This is a genomic window from Haemophilus sp. SZY H35, assembly GCF_018829705.1.
Taxonomy (GTDB): Bacteria; Pseudomonadota; Gammaproteobacteria; order Enterobacterales; family Pasteurellaceae; genus Haemophilus; species Haemophilus haemolyticus_K.
The window spans coordinates 1-19,281 of sequence record NZ_JAHKJZ010000008.1 but is presented as its reverse complement, the minus strand read 5'-3'; the positions used below and the strand labels follow the sequence as shown (position 1 = coordinate 19,281).

20 protein-coding genes and 8 tRNA genes are annotated in these 19,281 nt (G+C 37.9%); 8 read left to right on the top strand and 20 right to left on the bottom strand.

Annotated features, from left to right (window positions below):
• Window positions 1-46: 46 nt before the first annotated feature.
• The 16 genes from iscX to KP710_RS09195 all read right to left on the bottom strand — a co-directional run bounded on the left by iscX (window position 47) and on the right by KP710_RS09195 (window position 9,007).
• On the bottom strand, window positions 47-241 hold the full coding sequence (gene iscX / locus KP710_RS09270; protein ID WP_005630102.1) for a Fe-S cluster assembly protein IscX: 195 nt from the start codon (window positions 239-241) through the stop codon (window positions 47-49).
• Window positions 241-582 carry an ISC system 2Fe-2S type ferredoxin gene (fdx, locus tag KP710_RS09265; protein WP_005629440.1) on the bottom strand — a complete coding sequence of 114 codons (342 nt, stop codon included), beginning with the start codon at window positions 580-582 and terminating at the stop codon, window positions 241-243. Before fdx ends, iscX begins: the two co-directional genes overlap by 1 nt.
• Window positions 583-622: 40 nt before the next feature.
• The gene (hscA, locus tag KP710_RS09260) at window positions 623-2,482 is read right to left on the bottom strand and encodes a Fe-S protein assembly chaperone HscA (RefSeq protein WP_111408009.1); all 1,860 of its coding nucleotides are present in this window, start codon (window positions 2,480-2,482) and stop codon (window positions 623-625) included.
• An 18-nt stretch (window positions 2,483-2,500) separates the two neighbouring features.
• Window positions 2,501-3,187, bottom strand: a complete 687-nt coding sequence (locus KP710_RS09255; protein ID WP_111408023.1) for a DUF2625 domain-containing protein — start codon at window positions 3,185-3,187, stop codon at window positions 2,501-2,503.
• Window positions 3,188-3,217: 30 nt separating this feature from the next.
• Entirely contained in the window at window positions 3,218-3,739 is a 522-nt protein-coding gene (hscB, locus tag KP710_RS09250; protein WP_111408010.1) for a Fe-S protein assembly co-chaperone HscB, read from the bottom strand.
• A 12-nt stretch (window positions 3,740-3,751) separates the two neighbouring features.
• Window positions 3,752-4,075, bottom strand: a complete 324-nt coding sequence (gene iscA, locus KP710_RS09245) for an iron-sulfur cluster assembly protein IscA (protein WP_005626961.1) — start codon at window positions 4,073-4,075, stop codon at window positions 3,752-3,754.
• A 53-nt stretch (window positions 4,076-4,128) separates the two neighbouring features.
• A complete protein-coding gene (iscU, locus tag KP710_RS09240) occupies window positions 4,129-4,512 on the bottom strand; it encodes a Fe-S cluster assembly scaffold IscU (RefSeq protein WP_005626962.1) in 384 nt (127 codons plus the stop codon).
• Window positions 4,513-4,569: 57 nt separating this feature from the next.
• Entirely contained in the window at window positions 4,570-5,784 is a 1,215-nt protein-coding gene (locus tag KP710_RS09235; protein ID WP_111408011.1) for an IscS subfamily cysteine desulfurase, read from the bottom strand.
• A 71-nt stretch (window positions 5,785-5,855) separates the two neighbouring features.
• On the bottom strand, window positions 5,856-6,311 hold the full coding sequence (iscR, locus tag KP710_RS09230) for a Fe-S cluster assembly transcriptional regulator IscR (protein ID WP_005630093.1): 456 nt from the start codon (window positions 6,309-6,311) through the stop codon (window positions 5,856-5,858).
• A 56-nt stretch (window positions 6,312-6,367) separates the two neighbouring features.
• Window positions 6,368-7,087, bottom strand: coding sequence for a tRNA (cytosine(32)/uridine(32)-2'-O)-methyltransferase TrmJ (gene trmJ, locus KP710_RS09225; RefSeq protein ID WP_111408012.1), 720 nt, complete (start codon window positions 7,085-7,087; stop codon window positions 6,368-6,370).
• A gap of 116 nt (window positions 7,088-7,203) precedes the next feature.
• Window positions 7,204-7,279: transfer RNA gene (locus KP710_RS09220), tRNA-Lys, on the bottom strand.
• A 23-nt stretch (window positions 7,280-7,302) separates the two neighbouring features.
• Window positions 7,303-7,378 (bottom strand) — tRNA-Lys (locus KP710_RS09215).
• Between the two features lie 47 nt (window positions 7,379-7,425).
• Window positions 7,426-7,512: transfer RNA gene (locus KP710_RS09210), tRNA-Leu, on the bottom strand.
• A 4-nt stretch (window positions 7,513-7,516) separates the two neighbouring features.
• A tRNA-Gly gene (locus KP710_RS09205) sits at window positions 7,517-7,592 on the bottom strand.
• 154 nt (window positions 7,593-7,746) lie between these two features.
• Entirely contained in the window at window positions 7,747-8,304 is a 558-nt protein-coding gene (gene pgsA / locus KP710_RS09200; protein WP_111408013.1) for a CDP-diacylglycerol--glycerol-3-phosphate 3-phosphatidyltransferase, read from the bottom strand.
• 100 nt (window positions 8,305-8,404) lie between these two features.
• Window positions 8,405-9,007: a peroxiredoxin C gene (locus KP710_RS09195; protein ID WP_005625599.1), complete on the bottom strand. Its 603-nt coding sequence runs from the start codon at window positions 9,005-9,007 to the stop codon at window positions 8,405-8,407.
• Between the two features lie 137 nt (window positions 9,008-9,144).
• On the opposite strand from KP710_RS09195, the gene metC reads away from it, so the two are divergent.
• Window positions 9,145-10,332, top strand: a complete 1,188-nt coding sequence (gene metC / locus KP710_RS09190) for a cystathionine beta-lyase (RefSeq protein ID WP_111408014.1) — start codon at window positions 9,145-9,147, stop codon at window positions 10,330-10,332.
• Window positions 10,333-10,379: 47 nt separating this feature from the next.
• Here the strand turns inward: metC and KP710_RS09185 are convergent, their stop codons facing one another.
• Window positions 10,380-10,931 (bottom strand): hypothetical protein, encoded by a 552-nt coding sequence (locus KP710_RS09185; protein ID WP_111408015.1) that lies wholly within the window; start codon window positions 10,929-10,931, stop codon window positions 10,380-10,382.
• A 157-nt stretch (window positions 10,932-11,088) separates the two neighbouring features.
• Here KP710_RS09185 and mpl point away from each other — a divergent pair, with 157 nt between their 5' ends.
• On the top strand, window positions 11,089-12,450 hold the full coding sequence (gene mpl, locus KP710_RS09180) for a UDP-N-acetylmuramate:L-alanyl-gamma-D-glutamyl-meso-diaminopimelate ligase (protein WP_111408016.1): 1,362 nt from the start codon (window positions 11,089-11,091) through the stop codon (window positions 12,448-12,450).
• A 107-nt stretch (window positions 12,451-12,557) separates the two neighbouring features.
• Window positions 12,558-13,064, top strand: a complete 507-nt coding sequence (locus KP710_RS09175; protein WP_111408017.1) for a DUF2301 domain-containing membrane protein — start codon at window positions 12,558-12,560, stop codon at window positions 13,062-13,064.
• 49 nt (window positions 13,065-13,113) lie between these two features.
• On the opposite strand, the gene znuA is transcribed toward KP710_RS09175, so the two are convergent.
• The 3 genes from znuA to mltA form a co-directional block, all read right to left on the bottom strand.
• Window positions 13,114-14,136 (bottom strand): zinc ABC transporter substrate-binding protein ZnuA, encoded by a 1,023-nt coding sequence (znuA, locus tag KP710_RS09170; RefSeq protein ID WP_111408018.1) that lies wholly within the window; start codon window positions 14,134-14,136, stop codon window positions 13,114-13,116.
• A 177-nt stretch (window positions 14,137-14,313) separates the two neighbouring features.
• Complete coding sequence (gene tcdA / locus KP710_RS09165) at window positions 14,314-15,084, bottom strand: tRNA cyclic N6-threonylcarbamoyladenosine(37) synthase TcdA (RefSeq protein ID WP_165818763.1); 771 nt, start codon at window positions 15,082-15,084, stop codon at window positions 14,314-14,316.
• Window positions 15,084-16,196 (bottom strand): murein transglycosylase A, encoded by a 1,113-nt coding sequence (mltA, locus tag KP710_RS09160; RefSeq protein ID WP_111408020.1) that lies wholly within the window; start codon window positions 16,194-16,196, stop codon window positions 15,084-15,086. The genes tcdA and mltA overlap by 1 nt, the downstream gene beginning before the upstream one ends.
• A gap of 185 nt (window positions 16,197-16,381) precedes the next feature.
• Between mltA and KP710_RS09155 the strand changes: the two genes are divergently transcribed.
• The 5 genes from KP710_RS09155 (at window position 16,382) to KP710_RS09135 (ending at window position 19,149) form a co-directional block, all read left to right on the top strand.
• Window positions 16,382-16,458: transfer RNA gene (locus tag KP710_RS09155), tRNA-Met, on the top strand.
• A 130-nt stretch (window positions 16,459-16,588) separates the two neighbouring features.
• Window positions 16,589-18,724, top strand: a complete 2,136-nt coding sequence (gene rlmKL, locus KP710_RS09150) for a bifunctional 23S rRNA (guanine(2069)-N(7))-methyltransferase RlmK/23S rRNA (guanine(2445)-N(2))-methyltransferase RlmL (RefSeq protein ID WP_111408021.1) — start codon at window positions 16,589-16,591, stop codon at window positions 18,722-18,724.
• Window positions 18,725-18,872: 148 nt separating this feature from the next.
• Window positions 18,873-18,949 (top strand) — tRNA-Arg (locus tag KP710_RS09145).
• Between the two features lie 26 nt (window positions 18,950-18,975).
• A tRNA-His gene (locus KP710_RS09140) sits at window positions 18,976-19,051 on the top strand.
• Between the two features lie 21 nt (window positions 19,052-19,072).
• Window positions 19,073-19,149 (top strand) — tRNA-Pro (locus KP710_RS09135).
• Window positions 19,150-19,281: the final 132 nt, after the last annotated feature.

Here is a 19,281-nt window from a genome sequence, read left to right as displayed (position 1 = left end):
AAATTTTGATAAAAAACCTAAGTCACTGACTTAGGTTTTTTTATATTTATTCAAATTCATCTAACCATTTCAATAAGATAGCCTCAAGAATTGCTTCATTTGACTTATTCGGATCATCATCAAAATCCTCAAGTTCACAAATCCATTTATGTAAATCAGTAAAACGGACCGTTTTGGGATCTAAATCTGGATTACGATCGTAAAGTTCTTCTGCAATTAATTGAGCATCAGTCCATTTCATTAGTGAGCAGCCTCATTCGCATGGTTAATATTATATTTCGGAATTTCTACCACAAGATCTTCGTCTCCCACGACACATTGGCAAGATAAACGACTATCCATTTCTAATCCCCAAGCTTTATCCAGCATATCTTCTTCTTGATCACTCGTTTCATTTAGAGAGTCAAAACCTTCACGGATAATCACATGGCAGGTTGTACAAGCACAGGAGCCATCACAAGCATGATGAATTTCTACTCCTGCATTGTGTGCAACTTCTAATAAATTATCACCTGCCGCGGCATCAACAACCATACCTTCGGGACAAAATTCTTCATTAGGTAAAAAAATCACTTTTGGCATAACACTTTCCTCAAAATTATTTAATAATCTGACCGCACTTTTACGGTTTTTCAATATCTGACAAATTTTTGCCTGTCAAAGCTTTATTAATCGATGCATTCATTCGACGTGCTGCAAATTCTTGGGTAGCAGTATCCAAGGCTTTAATTCCTTGTGCAATTGCATCACGATCTGAACCTTTTTTTACATCCATTAATTGTTTTAACACACGTTCAATATGATGAAATTCTTCTGTGCTCAGCAATTCAGCCCCATCAGCTTGTAACGCAACAATCACGCTTTCAATTACACGATCCGCTTCTACTCGTTGCTCGGCTAATTCACGAGCTTGTAAATCCTCTTGCGCATTATCAAAAGAAGATTTAATCATTGCTGTCACTTCTTCATCTGTTAAACCATAGGAAGGTTTAATTTGAATTGATGCCTGCACTTTCGTCGATTTTTCCATTGCAGTTACACTTAATAAACCATCTGCATCGACTTGATAAGTCACTCGAATATGAGCGGCACCAGCTGCCATTGCAGGAATACCTCGTAGAGTAAAACGCCCCAAAGAACGACAATCATCTACCAGCTCACGTTCACCTTGTACGACATGAACAGTCATTGCTGTTTGGCCATCTTTGAAAGTAGTAAACTCTTGTGCACGAGCCACTGGAATTGTTGTGTTACGTGGAATAATTTTTTCCACTAATCCACCCATCGTCTCAATGCCTAAAGAAAGCGGTACGACATCAAGCAACAACATATCAGAGTCAGTTTTATTACCGACTAAAATATCAGCTTGAATTGCGGCACCAAGTGCCACAACTTTGTCTGGATCAATCGAAGTGAGTGGTGTTTTACCAAAAAACTCACCAACCTGTTCTCGTACGTATGGCACTCGAGTTGAACCACCAACCATCACCACCGCTTGCACTTCTTCAGATTCAACGTTAGCATCTTTCAAAGCTCGGCGACAAGTTAATAGTGAACGTTTTACCAGTGAATGAATCAACTCATTAAATTGTTCTCGTGAAATTTCTACTGAAAAATTTTGCCAAGAAATCACCGCACTTTTCTCAGTACTTAAAGCAATTTTGGCTTGGCTAGCAAGCGTTATCAGTTCGCGCTGTTGATTTGGGGTTTGTGGTTTTACTTGGGTTTGTTCAACGACCCACTCTGCTATTAAATGGTCAAAATCATCACCACCTAGCGCAGTATCACCACCCGTGGCTAGAACTTCAAAGACACCTTTTGATAAGCGTAAAATTGAAATATCAAATGTACCACCACCTAAATCATAAACTGCAATAATTCCTTCCTGCCCACTATCCAATCCATAAGCGACAGCGGCTGCAGTAGGTTCATTCAATAAACGTAGTATATTTAACCCAGCTAAACGCGCAGCATCTTTAGTACTTTGACGTTGAGCATCATCGAAATAAGCAGGAACCGTAATCACAACCCCAGAAAGCTCACCACCAAGGCGTTGTTCTGCAATGTGATTTAAGCGTGATAAAATATCTGAAGACACTTCAATTGGACTTTTAGGTCCCTGTGCCGTAACAATTAAAGGTAATCCATTTTCGCTCGCCACAAATTCATAAGGCAAACTAGGATAACGAGACTGAACATCAGCAAGGCTACGACCAATTAGGCGTTTTACCGAAATTATCGTATTTTTTGGATCAAGTGAGGCTTGTTCAAAGGCTTCTAAACCAACTTTTGTCTCTTCAACGCCATAATGAACAACTGATGGTAAAAGACTACGCTCTTGTTCATCATTAAGAATCACGGATTGCCCACTGCGAACAGATGCAACCAAAGAATTGGTTGTTCCCAAATCAATCCCAACGGCTAAACGATGTTGATGCGGTGCAGCAGCTTGTCCTGGTTCTGCAATTTGTAATAATGCCATATGCTATTTTTCTACTGGTTATGCGACGGAATACGCCAAATCAAATTTATTTTTTTCTGCAAAGCTTGCTTGATAATGTGTTTCAATATTGACTTCGTGTTTTTGACGTTCACCAATCGCTATTTTTCTATCTTGACTTAAGTCAGGCGTGAATACAAAAATTTGATTACCATCCAATTGTTTCACATCATCTTGCCATTTTTGCCAAAATAGACCTTGATAAAAAGCCTCTAAATCACCATTCAATGCCCAAGCTAAAAACTCTGTATAAGTAAAATTTAAATTATGCCAAGTGAGAGCTTTTGGTGAAAAGTAATAAATTTTGCCAAGATTATCGCCTAACGAACCACCATTTAATGCAAAGTAACCGCCGATCACATCATCTGCAACCAATAAATACTTTGGTTTTTCACTAGACTCATTAAAAGACTTACTAAAATTCCAATCCATCAATCCACGCGGTAATTTAAAACTTCCTGAACCTAAAATACGCAACCAACCATGATGAATTAAAATTCCACCTGTTTCATAAATCACCGCCCCCATTGGTGATGATGTTGGCATTTGCATGGTAAAAAGTTCGCGTTCTGCACTTGATTGATCTTTTTTAATGACATAACAATGATTATGTGCACTTTCAATCCATTGGGAAAGTATAGGCCAAGCAGAGTTTTCTGGAGATATTAGTTGTTCGAGAGTTTGCATAATATCAAGGGACATTGAGATATAGATCTATTACAGTTCAAAAAGGCGTTCTTCTACACGTTCAATTTCTTCAGAAAGCTTACGAGTAAAACGTAATTTATCACACAGTTGAGATGTTTTCGTCCATTGTTGGGATGTCAGACTCTCGGAAAGTGCGGTCAATAATGACTGAGTTTCTTGTTTAATTTCTTTCGTAAAAGCGTTTAATGCTTTTTCATCTTTCTGATGTTCAAATTCTTCTAGTTGTTCTCGCCACTGTAACTGTTGCATTAAAAACGCCACATCTTGCGTACTTTTTTGTTCAAGATCGATCTGTTCACCAGTATTAAGAGCAATGATAGCTTCTGCTCGCAAAATTGGGTCTTTTAACGTTTTTAAGGCATCATTCACTTCGGTGGATTTTTGCATCGCAACGCGTTGTTCTAACGCACTACTTGATACAAAATTATCTGGATGTAGGGCTTTTTGTAATTCTAAATAACGTGTATTTAGCGCCTTCTCATCTAACTGAAAATCAACGGGTAAATCAAAAATTTGAAAAGGGTTTAACATCAGATTATTACCTTAAACATGGAAACTTTCACCACAGCCACAAGATTCTTTTACATTTGGATTATTGTATTTGAAGCCTTCATTTAAGCCTTCTTTCACATAATCCAACTCAATACCATTGAGATAAACTAAGCTTTTTGGATCGACAATAATATTCACACCATGTTGTTCAAAAACTTGATCTTCTTCATTTAAGACATCAACAAACTCAAGCACATAAGCTAAGCCAGAACAGCCTGATGTTTTCACTCCTAAACGCAAACCAATACCTTTGCCACGATTATCCAAAAAAGCTTTCACTCGTTGAGCGGCTTTTTCTGTTAATGTAATACTCATATATCCCCCAAAACCACTAAAAGTGCGGTCAAAACCGACCGCACTTTTTCATATTATTCGCCTTTTTTGGATTTGTAATCAGCAATTGCCGCTTTAATTGCATCTTCCGCCAAAATGGAACAGTGTACTTTCACTGGTGGCAATTCTAACTCTTCTGCAATTTGGCTATTTTTGATAGCGCCGGCTTCTTCTAAAGATTTACCTTTCACCCACTCTGTAATTAATGAGCTCGATGCAATAGCAGAACCACAACCATAAGTCTTGAATTTTGCATCTTCAATAATGCCGTTATCATTAACTTTAATTTGTAACTGCATTACATCACCACAAGCTGGCGCACCCACCATGCCAGTACCAACATTGCTATCTTTTTTATCCATAGAACCCACATTGCGCGGATTTTCATAATGATCGATTACTTTTTCGCTATAAGCCATTTTAACTTTCCTTTTTTAAATCCTTGAGAAACGCCATTTAATAATAGCAGTTAAATCCTAGTGAGCTGACCACTCAATCGTACTAAGGTCAATACCTTCTTTAAACATATCCCATAATGGCGATAATGCACGAAGTTTTTCCACCGCACCTTTTACTAAATTAATGGTGTAATCAATTTCTTCTTCAGTAGTATAACGACCGAGTGTAAAACGAATTGAACTGTGTGCCAATTCATCATTTAAACCAAGTGCGCGCAATACATAAGATGGCTCTAGGCTAGCTGATGTACAAGCAGAACCAGAAGATACAGCAATATCACGCAACGCCATCATTAAAGATTCACCTTCAACGTAGTTAAAGCTAATATTTAAATTACTATCTAAACGGTGCTCCATTGAGCCATTTACGTAGGTTTCTTCAATATTTTTTAAGCCATTATATAAACGATCACGAAGAGCTTTTAAACGTGGCATTTCTGATGCCATTTCTTCTTTTGCAATTCGATAAGCCTCGCCCATTCCCACGATTTGGTGGACAGGTAATGTACCTGAACGCATTCCACGCTCATGACCACCGCCATGAATAATCGCTTCTAAACGGATACGTGGTTTACGACGAACGTATAACGCACCAATACCTTTAGGCCCATAAAGTTTATGGCTAGACATAGATAATAAATCAACTGGCAGCTCTTCCAAGTTAATCGCAACTTTACCCACACTTTGAGTTGCATCAACGTGGAAAATCGTTTTATTTGCACGACAAAGCTCACCAATAGCTTTAATATCTTGCAACACACCAATTTCATTATTGGCATGCATAATTGAAACTAAAATAGTATCAGGGCGAAGTGCGGCTTTAAATTTTTCTAAATCAATTAAACCATCAGACTCGGGGGATAAATAAGTCACTTCAAAACCTTCACGTTCTAATTGACGACAAGTATCTAATACGGCTTTATGCTCGGTTTTGCAAGTGATGATATGCTTACCTTTAGTTTGGTAAAAATGCGCAGCACCTTTAATTGCAAGGTTATCTGATTCTGTCGCACCAGAAGTAAACACAATTTCACGAGAATCGGCACCAATAAGATCCGCAATTTGATTACGAGCTACATCAACCGCTTCTTCGGCTTGCCAACCAAATTTATGCGAGCGAGAAGCTGGGTTACCGAATGTACCGTCAATGGTTAAAAATTCCATCATTTTCTTCGCAACACGCTCGTCCACAGGACAAGTTGCTGCATAATCTAAATAAATAGGTAATTTCATTTTTCACTCCTAAATCATTCTAAATTTGACCGCATTTTTAATGCATTTTGCACTGTACGGACTACTTTCCTTTATTGATTAACAATTAATAAATTCTCAAAATCGCTATGAGTTTGGCGTTTTGACTCACGTTTACTCACCAATTCAGCCAAAGTAATTTCATTGAGAAAACTTTCAATGCGATTACTCAGATCTTCCCACAATGTATGAGTTAAACATTCTACGCCATTTTGACAATTTCCACGACCAAGACATTTTGTTACATGAATATTTTCATTTACCGCTGAAATAATCATTCCCACTGAAATTTGATCGCTTGGTAAACCTAGCTGATATCCACCACCAGGTCCACGAACACTTTTTACTAATCCATCACGGCGTAATTTAGCAAAAAGTTGTTCTAAATAAGATAACGAAATATGTTGACGTTCAGAAATATCTGCAAGGCTCACAGGACCTTTTTCTGCATTTAAAGCGATATCTAAAACCGCAGTGACTGCATAACGACCTTTCGATGTAAGTTTCATAAAGTGTTCCTAAAAAGTGATGTTGCAATATTTACATATCCTACTAAATCAGTCAATTAATCTAGATCAAGATCAATCCGTTTTTCGACCGCACTTAGCATGCCATTTAAAATATTTAATTCATTTTTTTCAAGTTGAGCGCGATAATATAAACGCTTTAATTTATGCATAACACCTTGATTTTGAATGAATCCGAGTGACTGATATACACGCTCAGTATGCTCAAAAAAATAAGCGAGTTGTTCTGCGGTTGGATAGTTTTGTTCTATTAAAGAAAGTGAATTTTCCTTCTTATCTTGAGCTAAAAATGCCATGCGCAATTCATAGCTTACCAACTGTACCGCCATTGCTAAATTTAAAGAAGAATAATCAGGATTAGCCGGAATATTTAAATGGTAATGACATTTCAACAATTCTTCATTCGTTAATCCAATACGTTCACGACCAAACACAATAGCTATCTTGCCTTCATGCGCTACAACTTTCCCCGCGCATTCTCGAGGCTCGATCAATGTACTTTGTAAATGACGTAAACGAGCACTTGTACCAATCACTAAAGAGCAATCATCGACGGCTTCATCAAAACTATCGACAACCCTAGCATTTTTTACAATATCTTCTGCGCCAGCTGAAAGAGCATAAGATTGTTCATCAACAGATTTTGGTGAAACAAGACAAAGCTGGGCCAATCCCATTGTTTTCATTGCTCTAGCAGCAGAACCAATATTACCGCTATGCGAAGTCTCAATTAAAACAATACGAATATTTTCCAACATAATGATGCCCGACTAAAATTTAAGGGTATTCTACCACAATAACCGCTAAAAATAGTCAAGAATTTAAGCAAATTAAAGAAATTTAAAATATTAGAGATGAATAATAAAAATAAGAATGGTGGGTTGTGAGAGGATCGAACTCTCGACCGACGGATTAAGAGTCCGCTGCTCTACCAACTGAGCTAACAACCCAACTGGACAACTAAATCAGAGAGTGGTGGGTCGTGAAGGATTCGAACCTTCGACCAACGGATTAAAAGTCCGCTGCTCTACCGACTGAGCTAACGACCCATAAATTGATTTTAAATATTTTTAAAATCTTCAGATTTGGTTTTAAATGGTGCCCGAAGCCAGACTTGAACTGGCACGCCTCGAAAGGCGAGGGATTTTAAATCCCTTGTGTCTACCGATTCCACCACTCGGGCAAATTGGAGCGGGAAACGAGGCTCGAACTCGCGACCCCGACCTTGGCAAGGTCGTGCTCTACCAACTGAGCTATTCCCGCATTTATCGCTAATCAGCATTGCTGCTTGACAACGGGGCGTATTTTACGGTTTTATAGTCTTGTGTCAAATGAAAAAATAAAAAAAAGCTTTGTTTGATTAAAAATAAGACAAAATAATAAAAGTACGGTAGAAAATATTGCACTTTATCCAAAATTAGAGTTTTAGGTCATCTAGTAGGCTACCTTTTGCTGCCTGTAAATATTGGATCATTGACCATACTGTTAAAATGGCTGCGATGTAAAGCAAGATTATAGCGGCAATTTCCATATAATTATTGTAACGCCATAATAATCCGCCTAGGGCTAACATTTGTGCGGTTGTTTTCCATTTTCCCCACCAAGAGACAGCGACTTTACTACGCTCTCCGAGTTCAGCCATCCATTCACGTAATGCGGAAATAATAATTTCGCGAGAAATCATAATAATGGCAGGAATCGTAATCCAAAGAGAGTGTTGATATTCAACGATGAGAACCAAGGCGGCGACAACCATTACTTTATCTGCAACAGGATCTAAAAAAGCGCCAAATCTTGTAGTTTGTTTCCATTTACGAGCCAAATAACCATCAAGCCAATCAGTAACACCGGCAATAAAGAATATGAATGTAGTAATAAAAGGGGAGGATTCGATAGGTAAATAAAATGCAATCACGAAAAACGGAATCAGGATTACGCGAAATATCGTTAGGAAAATAGGAATATTAAATTTCATAGAAATGAACCGCTCTTGGTGTTAGAGATACACCTATTCTAAAGTATCTAAGAATATAAAAAAAGCCACATTATGTGGCTTTCTTGTAAATAATTACGGATTAAAGTTTATCAGCGTTTTGTTTTAAGTATTTTGCAACGCCTTCAGGGTTATCTTTCATCCCTTCTTTACCTTTTTCCCATTGAGCAGGGCAAACTTCACCGTGATCTTCGTGGAATTGTAATGCGTCAACCATACGTAACATTTCATCGATGTTACGACCTAATGGAAGATCGTTTACTACTTGGTGACGAACAACCCCATTTTTGTCGATTAAGAATGAAGCGCGTAATGCAACGCCCGCTTCTGGATGTTCAATACCGTATGCTTGAGCGATTTCGTGTTTTACATCCGCTGCTAATGCATATTTAACTTGGCCGATACCACCATTTTCAGTTGGGGTGTTACGCCATGCATTGTGAGTGAATTGAGAGTCGATAGAAACACCAACTACTTCTACGCCACGTTTTTTGAATTCTTCATAACGGTGGTCAAATGCGATTAACTCAGAAGGGCAAACAAAGGTAAAGTCTAATGGGTAGAAAAAGATTACTGCAGCTTTTCCAGCAATGTGTTTTTTAAAGTTGAAGTTATCAACGATTTCGCCATTGCCTAATACAGCAGATGAAGTAAAATCTGGTGCTTGACGGGTTACTAATACCATAGTCATAATTCCTATATAAAGTTAAGTTGAAGTTTTGCCACACAAAATAGCGGCGCGATTCTATTTGAAACGCCGACATTTTTATACTCGATTTTATCTATTAAAGCAATTAATCTTATCTAAAATAAGGTGGAAATATGCAACAACATAATCTATCAACAACATTTGTCCATGCAGGGCGTAAAAAACGCTTTTCACAAGGATCTGTAAACCCCGTTTTACAGCGAGCTTCTTCATTAGTATTTGACAGTATTGAAGATAAAAAACACGCTACTCAACATAGAGCAAAAGGCGAATTATTTTATGGTCGAAGAGGGACGCTAACACATTTTGCGTTACAAGATTTAATGTGTGAAATGGAGGGGGGCGCAGGCTGTTATCTTTATCCTTGTGGTGCAGCAGCAGTAACTAATTCGATTCTTTCTTTTGTAAAAACTGGCGATCATGTATTAATGAGCGGTGCAGCCTACGAGCCAACCCAAGATTTCTGTAATATTGTGCTGAAAAAAATGCAGATCGATACAACTTATTACGATCCTCTTATTGGTGCTGATATTGCAACGCTTATTCAACCGAATACAAAAGTACTTTTCTTGGAAGCACCGAGTTCTATCACAATGGAAATTCCAGATATTCCGACTATTGTGAAGGCTGCAAGAAAGGTGAACCCTAATATTGTGATTATGATTGATAATACTTGGTCGGCAGGTGTTTTATTTAAAGCGTTAGAGCATGACATTGATATTTCTATTCAAGCGGGTACGAAATATTTAGTGGGTCATTCAGATATTATGATTGGTACTGCCGTTGCAAATGCGCGAACTTGGGATCAACTTAGAGAACATTCCTATTTAATGGGGCAGATGGTGGATGCGGATTCTGCTTATACGACCGCTCGTGGTATTCGTACATTGGGTGTACGATTAAAACAACATCAGGAAAGTAGTATTAAAGTAGCAAAATGGTTGAGTGAGCAACCAGAAGTAAAAACTGTGTACCATCCAGCCTTACCAAGTTGCCCTGGTCATGAATTCTTTTTACGAGACTTTAGTGGTAGCAGCGGTTTATTTTCTTTTGAATTAACTAAGAGATTGACATCGGAACAAGTCTCAAATTTCATGGATCATTTTCAACTTTTCACTATGGCTTATTCATGGGGAGGATTTGAGTCTCTAATTCTTTGTAATCAACCAGAAGAAATTGCACATATTCGTCCAAATATTAAACGTAACCTTACAGGTTCGTTAATTCGTGTGCATATTGGCTTTGAAGATGTAGATGAATTGATTGCAGATTTAAAAGCTGGATTTGAGCGAATTGCCTAAAAGTGCGGATAAAAAAATGCCTGTTTTACACAGGCATTTTTATAGAATTATTTTTGTTCTGACACTAAGCCAACTTTCGAACCGTCAGCAAAATGTACTGAAGTCCCGATAATGTCTACTTGGATATTTTTCCCTTGTTGCAAATGTGGGCGAATTTGAGAAAGCACAGCTTCCTCAGTTGTTGATAATGTTACTGTTTCGCTAGCTTTTGGTGCAATTGTTTTTCCAAATTGTAATGCTGGAAGGTTTGCTACATAGAATGCTTGGTTATTTTCTTTATAAACAGTTAACCATTGCGCTTCTAAAATAGCTTTATTACTTAAGTTTGTAATTTCATAAGTGATAGAAAATGATTTTAAATCATCTGTTACAGAAACATTCGTTACTTTTACATTCGCAACTTTTAGGAATTCTGCATTTGCTTGAGTGATTAAATCATCCGTTTTTACTTGAGGTTGTTGTACTGCTTGTTGAGCTGGTTGAGTAGTTTCTGTTGCAGCAGGTTTTTCTGCTACTTTTTCTTCTTTATCGTTACAAGCGGTTAATGCAATTGAAGCTGCAATGATACTTGCGAAAAGAAATGATTTATTAAATTTCATTGTAAATTCCTTTATTATATTTTGTTCGTTGAGTTTTACTCATTTTTAAAGGCTCAATTATAGCCCATGTGAGCCTTTATGACAGTCTTTTATTTTGAAAGTTCATAAAAGTTGTTTTATTATACTTTTCATTTTCCTTGATAAGTAGAGAAGTACAATGAAACATATTCATATCTTAGGTATTTGTGGCACATTTATGGGCGGCGTGGCGATGATTGCTAAACAAATGGGCTATCACGTGACGGGTTCCGATACTAATGTTTACCCTCCAATGAGCACTTTTTTAGAAGAGCAAGGCATCGAGATTATTCCAAATTATGATGTTGCACAATTACAACCAGCGCCTGATATGGTAATCATTGGTAATGCGATGAAACGCGGTAATCCTTGCGTAGAATATGTGTTGGAAAATAATTTGAAATATACATCTGGTCCTCAATGGTTACATGATCATTTATTACGCGATCGTTGGGTATTGGCAGTTTCTGGTACGCATGGAAAGACAACCACAACAGGCATGCTAGCGTGGATCTTAGAACAAAATGGCTTAAAACCAGGCTTTTTAATCGGTGGTATTGCTGGTAATTTTGGCATTTCAGCTCGTTTAGGGGACAGTCCTTATTTTGTTATTGAAGCTGATGAATATGATACGGCTTTTTTTGATAAACGTTCGAAATTTGTACATTACAATCCGCGTACACTTATCGTAAATAATATTAGTTTTGATCATGCAGATATTTTTGATGATCTTAAAGCGATCCAACGCCAATTTCATCATATGATTCGAACTATTCCGGCAAGTGGCTTGGTATTAAGTTCGGCGAGTGAACAAAGTGCAAAAGAAACGCTGGCATTGGGATGTTGGTCGCAGCAACAATTTTTAGGCAAAGATAGTGAGTGGTTTGCTGAGCGTATTACAAATGATGCCTCACATTTTGCGGTTTTCCATCATGGTGAAAAAGTGGCCGAAGTAAAGTGGAATGTAGTCGGACAACATAATATGCATAATGCTTTAATGGCAATAGCGGCTGCTCATCATGCGGGCGTGTCTATTGAAGATGCATGTAAAGCATTGGGATCTTTTGTAAATGCTAAACGTCGTTTAGAAGTAAAAGGCGAAGTTAATGGCATCACCGTTTATGATGATTTTGCTCATCATCCAGAAGCTATTCTCGCTACGCTAACCGCTTTACGAGATAAAGTAGGGGGAGGCGTGCGAATTCTTGCAGTGCTTGAACCTCGTTCTAACACAATGAAAATGGGCGTTCATAAAGATGAAATTGCGCCTGCACTTGGTCGAGCTGATGAAGTGTTTATGCTTCAACCAGAACAGCTTCCTTGGGAAGTGGCAGATATTGCAAACCAATGTGTACAACCTGCCTATTGGAATGCAAATTTAGATCGATTAGTCGATATGATTGTCGCTGAGGCCCAACCTACAGATCATATTTTGGTGATGTCTAACGGCAGTTTTGGTGGCATTCATCAAAAAATTCTTGATAAGCTTAAACAGAAATAATAAAAGTGCGGTTAATTTAGAAAATGTTTTTAAGTTGACCGCACTTTTTATTGAGTTAATGTAACATTTATTTTTAATTTGTAATTTATAAAAGGAATCTTTGTAGAATGGCTGATCCACATATTAAATCACCGATGGATTTTTTAGATAATCTGACCGTCATTATTTATCGCTCTGGCTTTGTGATAGCGGCGTTGGCTATTCTTGCCATGAGTTGGTATCCAGATTTAACGCTTACATTTATACTAATTGCGGCAACTTGCTGTGCTTCTTCATTACATATTTATCTCAAATCCTTCCGATTGCTTTTTCAATTTGCTACTTGGATAGGATTACTTTTTTATATTAATCATTATCCCGCTTTGGCCCTTGGCGGTGCGTTACTTACTTTAGGTGGTTTGTGTTTTAAAGAATATTTTTGTTTCCGCGTACCTTTTTTAAATTTACAGCCGATATTTGTGGCTTGCTTGTGGTTTTCATGGGTGTTAAATAATCTTATCGCATTACGCATTTTTTCTATTATTTCTGGCGTATTACTTTTAGTTTTAGCGATACAAAAATGGCGAATGCCTTTGCATTTTGATATTGGAGATAAAACAAAATATCAAATTTAGAAAAGAAAATGACCGCACTTTTATGTGCGGTCATTGTTTTTAGAATGGTTTATTTAGCTAAGCATTCCATGTAACTATCTGCAGTAGATTGTAAGAATGTTGCATAAGAATTTTTGCCTAAAGTGACTTTATCGCCAATTGGGTCGAGTTGCCCTACATTGACTTTAGTATTTTGAGCTAAAGATTCAATCACTTTTGGCGTAAATTGTGGTTCTGCGAATAAGCAATTTACTTTATGTTCTGCGATTTCTTCTTTAATGTGCGCTAAAGTTTTTGCACCTGGTGCAACTAATGGATTGATGGTGAAGTAACCGGTTTGTTTTAAACCATAAGCATCGTTGAAATAACCATAAGCATCGTGGAAAACGTAGAAACCTTTATCTTTAACATTCGCAAGTTGTGCTGTGATTTTTTCACCTTGTTCTGCCAAAGTGCGGTTAAAATCTGAAAGATTTTGTGCAATTAAATCTTTTTTATCTGGGAATTGTGCAGTTAATTTATCCGCTACTTTTTGTGCAACAATTTTGCTGATCGCTGGAGAATACCAAACGTGCCAGTTTGTTGTTAAACCTTCGTCATGATCATGGTGATCGTGATCATGGTCGTGGTGTTCATGCTCGTGCTTATGATCATGGTCGTGTTCATGTTCGTGATCGTGTTTATGTTCGTGTTTGTGCTCATGTTCATGTTTATGATCGTGATCGCCATCTTCATGGAAATGCTCGTGGTGAGCTTGACTTAATAAAGGTTCTACATCAGCAAGATCTGCAATGGTAATCACTTTTTTACGTTCAATTTGGGTAATTGGTTTGTCTAAAAATGAATCAACATCTTCACCAATCCATACAACTAAATCTGCAGATTTTACTTTTTGAATATCAGATAATTTCAAATTGTAGTCATGCGGAGAGGCTCCTGCAGGAACAAGGACTTGTGTACCGGTTACGCCATCAGCAATAGATGAAACAATAAAACCTAAAGGTTTTACTGATGCCAATATATCGGCATTCGCCATCATTGGCGCACTTAAAAGTGTGGCAGAAACGGCGCTAATTTTTAAAAGTTTTTTCATATTTCTGTTTCCTTACTTGTTAGTAATAATTCTCAAAGGGAAAAAGACTACGCCTTTTTATATAAATTGCAACGATTTTATAGAGAACCTGAGGGAAAATTTTTCATTTTTAAAGTAAATAGGTTTCATTCGATAAAAAATGCACATTTATGGCCAATGTGCATTTTCAAGAGGAGATTAAGATTTTTTCTTTAGTAATTTATCTATTACACGAGAAACAGCAAAAAAACCAAAGGTTGCCGTAATCATCGTGGCTGCGCCAAATCCGTTTGCGCAATTCATTGTGGCAGAAATTGCACAACCTTCAGTCATTTGTGGGAATATTAGAGGTTGTGTTGAAAATACCGCATCGATACTAAATTTGCGTTTTGGATTTTGGCTAAAATTGTAATCCTTGCGCAAATCCGATCGCACTTTGGCTAGGAGTGGATCTTGAATAGTTTTACTAAGATCGGCAATTTGAATTTGGGTTGGATCAGTTTGACCACCTGCACCACCAATAGTAATCACATTAATTTTGTTACGTTTACAATAAGCAATCAGCGATGCTTTAGTTTTCACATTGTCAATGGCATCAATGACATAGTCATAGCCTCGATTGAGGTAATCCGATTGATTCTCTGGCGAGATAAAATCATCAATAATATTGATGGTACATTCTGGGTTAATTAATTTTACTCGCTCTGACATGACTTCAGTTTTTAATTTGCCGATTGTGCCGCTCATTGCAGGAAGTTGGCGATTTATATTCGTGACGCAAATATCATCCATATCAATTAATGTGAGTTCACCAACGCCTGAACGTGCTAAGGCCTCTACGACCCAAGAGCCTACGCCTCCAATACCTATTACGCAAATATGGGCTTGACGTAAGCGCGCGAGTCCATCAGGTGTATAAAGTCGACCAATACCGCCAAATCGCTGTTCATAATTGTCCACTGGAGCCATTATTGTAACACCCATACTCGACCATAGTGTTTTGATAATCCTGCAATATGGCCTGCTTGATCACCAATGCCACGATATAAGTCAAAGTGGTGGCCTTTCACCGCACCGCCGACATCAAGTGCAACCATTAAATGCAATTTATGCGTACCAAGCCAGTTTCCGTTATTATCAATGTCAGGCACTTCGACTAAAAGAACAGTACCAGATGGTACAACGCTACGATCTGATGCCACAGAAGCCATTGGTACAAGCGGTACACCGGCCGAACCTTTCACCTTGCCACTTGGATCATTTTTGAAGAATACATAAGAAGAATTACGTTCTAACAAACTTTGTACACGAGATGGATTACGATTGCCCCATTCACGAATTGCTTGAATAGACATTTTCTCTTTTGGCACTTCACCATCTTCAACTAATAAACGACCAACGGCGGTGTAGGGAAAGCCATTTTGTCCTGCGTAAGCGAAGTAATTAAGGTTGCCATCACCAAAATCTACATAACCGCTGCCTTGTACCCCAAGTAAAAAGTTCTCTAACATGGAATCACTATATGCTAATTCTAATCCTTGCCCCGCTAATGCACCGGCATAGATTTGCGCACGGCTAAAACGTTTATTTGCTGGCATGCGATAAATTGGATTTTGGAATTGACCTTGCGGTGAACGGCGTGCATGAAGGACAGGAGAGTAGTAGCCTGTCATCAAAACATTTTGATATCCATCGAACCCGCGCATAATTTGCGGGTAAATGCCAAATTTAGAAAGCTCACTTACATTGGCGCCAGAAAGTACCCAATTTGTAATTTTTTCATAGTTGCCATAGAAACGATCAGATAGTTTGCTTGAATAACTTTGTACATTTGAAAGTTGCGTTAAAAAATCGCCCTGATTAATGACCGCACTTTGGTTTTCAACTTGAGAAACTGGCATAAACACAGCTTGTTGATAATTACGACCCGAATATTTAGCACCAAATTGTTGAGGATCGCTGCCGTTTGACGTGGTTGGAATTTGAATTTTTGTTGTATTAGAAGAACCACAGGCAACTAAAAGTGCGGTTGTCACTGCAATAGAAAATGTTTTTAATGAGAAAAATTTTCGAACTGACATTTTTAATCCTAAATAAGCTTAAATAAGGCTGCATACGCTATCAAAAATCCGTCAAAACGACCAGTGTTATTTAGTCAAGCTGATTAATAAAAACTCACATTGAACATTTTATTAACAAATGAAACATAAACTTTTGTTTAATTCTTGCAAAAAAATATTAATAGAGTATAGTGCACGGCATCAGACGCGGGGTGGAGCAGCTTGGTAGCTCGTCGGGCTCATAACCCGAAGGCCGTCGGTTCAAATCCGGCCCCCGCAACCAACAAATTCTAAAGCCCTGATTTAAGAAAATCAGGGCTTTTCTTTTTACAGTTTAACTCGCTATGATGATCTCAATTAGATCATCTTTTTCTATGCTATAATCCCTCAAAATTTTCAAAACCGGTACCTAAATGAAACAATTATTTGCAACGACTTCTCGTGGCTTTGAAGAATTATTAAAAGTTGAACTCACTGAACTTGGTGCTCAAGAGGCAAAAGTGGTTCAAGGTGGCGTTCATTATCAAGCTGATGATGAAACTTTATACCGCACTTTGCTTTGGTCACGCCTTGCTTCACGCATTTTATTTCCTTTGATTGAAACCAAGGTTTACAGTGATTTGGATCTTTATGCGGCTGTTTCAGGCTTTAATTGGTTAGCGCAATTTGATGAACGAGTCACCTTCTTTGTCGATTTTAATGGAACCAACCAAGAAATTCGTCATACTCAATTTGGTGCGATGCGCGTTAAAGATGGAATTGTCGATTACTTTGAACGTCAAGGTAAAACTCGCCCTGATGTAGATAAAATTCATCCGGACGTGCGTATCCATGCTTATTTGAACCGTGAAAATTTAGTGATTTCTTTAGATTTAAGTGGAGAAGCATTACATTTGCGAGGCTATCGTGAAGATACAGGTCAAGCACCTTTACGTGAAACTCTAGCGGCGGCGATTGTTATGCGTTCAGGTTGGCAAGCGGGTTCTCCATTAGTAGATCCAATGTGTGGTTCTGGCACGCTTTTAATTGAAGCGGCACAAATAGAAGCCAAAATTGCACCGCAACTTTATCGTTTACATTGGGGATTTGATTTTTGGAAAGCGCATAATCAATCGGCTTGGGAAAAAGTAAAAAATGAAGCGATTGAATTAGCAGAAGAAAAACAAAGTGAAATTCAACCGCACTTTTATGGATTTGATCTCGATCACCGCGTGTTAAAAAAGGCGCAGAAGAATGCACAAAATGCAGGTGTTTCACATTTAATTAAATGGCAACAAGGTGATGTTGCAGCGTTGAAAAATCCTCGTTTAAATGAAGTCGGTACAGTGATCTGTAATCCACCTTATGGTGAACGTTTAGGTACAACACCCGCTTTAATCGCGCTCTATTCTGTATTTGGGCAAAGACTTAAAAAAGAATTTTGCGGTTGGAATGTTTCTGTTTTTAGTAGCGAATCGACATTGCTTGATTGTTTGAGAATGCGCGCCAGCCGACAGTTTAAAGCAAAAAATGGCCCACTAGATTGTGTGCAGAAAAATTATCAAGTTTCAGAACGAAAATCTGACGAAATTCCAGCTGAAAATGAACTGGAATTTAACCGCACTTCGGAGGTGGCAACCGATTTTGCTAATCGATTACAAAAAAATATTAAGAAAATTAGTAAATGGGCAAAGCAGCAAGGATTAGACGCTTATCGTTTATATGATGCCGATTTGCCTGAATATAATTTAGCCGTCGATCGTTATGCAGATTACATTGTTGTGCAAGAATATGCAGCGCCAAAAAATATTGACGAAAATAAAGCGCGTCAACGTTTATTAGATGCGGTTACTGCAACTTTGCATGTTACAGGTGTCGAAACGAATAAGTTGATCCTCAAAGTTCGCCAGAAACAAAAAGGTACCAACCAATATGAGAAATTAGCCAATAAAGGTGAATACTTTTATGTGAATGAATATGGCGTGCAACTTTGGGTAAATTTGACGGATTATTTAGACACTGGCTTATTCTTAGATCACCGTTTAACAAGAAAAATGATTGGTGAGTTGGCAAAAGGTAAAGATTTCTTAAACTTATTTGCTTATACCGGCTCAGCAACTGTTCATGCAGCACTTGGTGGTGCTAAATCGACAACTACCGTTGACATGTCCAATACTTATCTTAATTGGGCGGAACAAAATCTTATTTTGAATGATATTGAAGGTAAACAACATAAATTAATTCAAGCAGATTGCCTTCAATGGTTAGAAAAATGTGATCGTCAATTTGATTTGATATTTGTGGATCCACCGACGTTTTCGAATTCTAAACGTATGGAAGAGAGTTGGGATGTTCAACGAGATCATGTGAAATTGATGAGCAATCTAAAACGAGTTTTGTCGAATAATGGCACAATTGTTTTCTCGAATAATAAACGCGGATTCAAAATGAATTTAGTTGCGTTGGAAGAATTAGGTTTAAGTGCGGTAGAAATTTCGCATAAAACGTTACCGCTAGATTTTGAACGTAATAAACAAATTCATAATTGTTGGATGATTCAACATATATAATGATTTTCCAAGTTGTAAAAATAGTCGAAAAAATAGTGAATTTTAAACAAACTGAATAAAAAACTATCGCTCAAACATTTTTTTTCAAAAAGTGCTAGACAAGGTTTTATTAAATCATTAATATACGCCTCCGCAACGACGCAATAACGCGTTCGTAGCTCAGTTGGATAGAGCGTTGGCCTCCGGAGCCAAAGGTCGCAAGTTCGAATCTTGTCGAGCGCGCCAGGTCAGTGCAATAACAACTTTTAATGGTGGCTATAGCTCAGTTGGTAGAGCCCTGGATTGTGATTCCAGTTGTCGTGGGTTCGAATCCCATTAGCCACCCCATCTTATCTTTATAAGATCTGACGGCGAGTAGCGCAGCTTGGTAGCGCAACTGGTTTGGGACCAGTGGGTCGTAGGTTCAAATCCTATCTCGCCGACCACTTTATTTTGCTCTTTAACAATATATCAGACAATCTGTGTGGGCACTTGTTGATTGACTTGTTTTAAAATATTTTAATTTTGAAGTCTTAATAGGTGCTTAACTGAAAATTCATAATTACTTTTTTAAGTAG

Excerpts from the sequence above, each read along its gene's own strand:
- iscX (WP_005630102.1), bottom strand. The coding sequence starts at position 241 with ATGAAATGGACTGATGCTCAATTAATTGCAGAAGAACTTTACGATCGT.
- fdx (WP_005629440.1), bottom strand. The coding sequence starts at position 582 with ATGCCAAAAGTGATTTTTTTACCTAATGAAGAATTTTGTCCCGAAGGT.
- hscA (WP_111408009.1), bottom strand. The coding sequence starts at position 2,482 with ATGGCATTATTACAAATTGCAGAACCAGGACAAGCTGCTGCACCGCAT.
- KP710_RS09255 (WP_111408023.1), bottom strand. The coding sequence starts at position 3,187 with ATGCAAACTCTCGAACAACTAATATCTCCAGAAAACTCTGCTTGGCCT.
- hscB (WP_111408010.1), bottom strand. The coding sequence starts at position 3,739 with ATGTTAAACCCTTTTCAAATTTTTGATTTACCCGTTGATTTTCAGTTA.
- iscA (WP_005626961.1), bottom strand. The coding sequence starts at position 4,075 with ATGAGTATTACATTAACAGAAAAAGCCGCTCAACGAGTGAAAGCTTTT.
- iscU (WP_005626962.1), bottom strand. The coding sequence starts at position 4,512 with ATGGCTTATAGCGAAAAAGTAATCGATCATTATGAAAATCCGCGCAAT.
- KP710_RS09235 (WP_111408011.1), bottom strand. The coding sequence starts at position 5,784 with ATGAAATTACCTATTTATTTAGATTATGCAGCAACTTGTCCTGTGGAC.
- iscR (WP_005630093.1), bottom strand. The coding sequence starts at position 6,311 with ATGAAACTTACATCGAAAGGTCGTTATGCAGTCACTGCGGTTTTAGAT.
- trmJ (WP_111408012.1), bottom strand. The coding sequence starts at position 7,087 with ATGTTGGAAAATATTCGTATTGTTTTAATTGAGACTTCGCATAGCGGT.
- pgsA (WP_111408013.1), bottom strand. The coding sequence starts at position 8,304 with ATGAAATTTAATATTCCTATTTTCCTAACGATATTTCGCGTAATCCTG.
- KP710_RS09195 (WP_005625599.1), bottom strand. The coding sequence starts at position 9,007 with ATGGTATTAGTAACCCGTCAAGCACCAGATTTTACTTCATCTGCTGTA.
- metC (WP_111408014.1), top strand. The coding sequence starts at position 9,145 with ATGCAACAACATAATCTATCAACAACATTTGTCCATGCAGGGCGTAAA.
- KP710_RS09185 (WP_111408015.1), bottom strand. The coding sequence starts at position 10,931 with ATGAAATTTAATAAATCATTTCTTTTCGCAAGTATCATTGCAGCTTCA.
- mpl (WP_111408016.1), top strand. The coding sequence starts at position 11,089 with ATGAAACATATTCATATCTTAGGTATTTGTGGCACATTTATGGGCGGC.
- KP710_RS09175 (WP_111408017.1), top strand. The coding sequence starts at position 12,558 with ATGGCTGATCCACATATTAAATCACCGATGGATTTTTTAGATAATCTG.
- znuA (WP_111408018.1), bottom strand. The coding sequence starts at position 14,136 with ATGAAAAAACTTTTAAAAATTAGCGCCGTTTCTGCCACACTTTTAAGT.
- tcdA (WP_165818763.1), bottom strand. The coding sequence starts at position 15,084 with ATGGCTCCAGTGGACAATTATGAACAGCGATTTGGCGGTATTGGTCGA.
- mltA (WP_111408020.1), bottom strand. The coding sequence starts at position 16,196 with ATGTCAGTTCGAAAATTTTTCTCATTAAAAACATTTTCTATTGCAGTG.
- rlmKL (WP_111408021.1), top strand. The coding sequence starts at position 16,589 with ATGAAACAATTATTTGCAACGACTTCTCGTGGCTTTGAAGAATTATTA.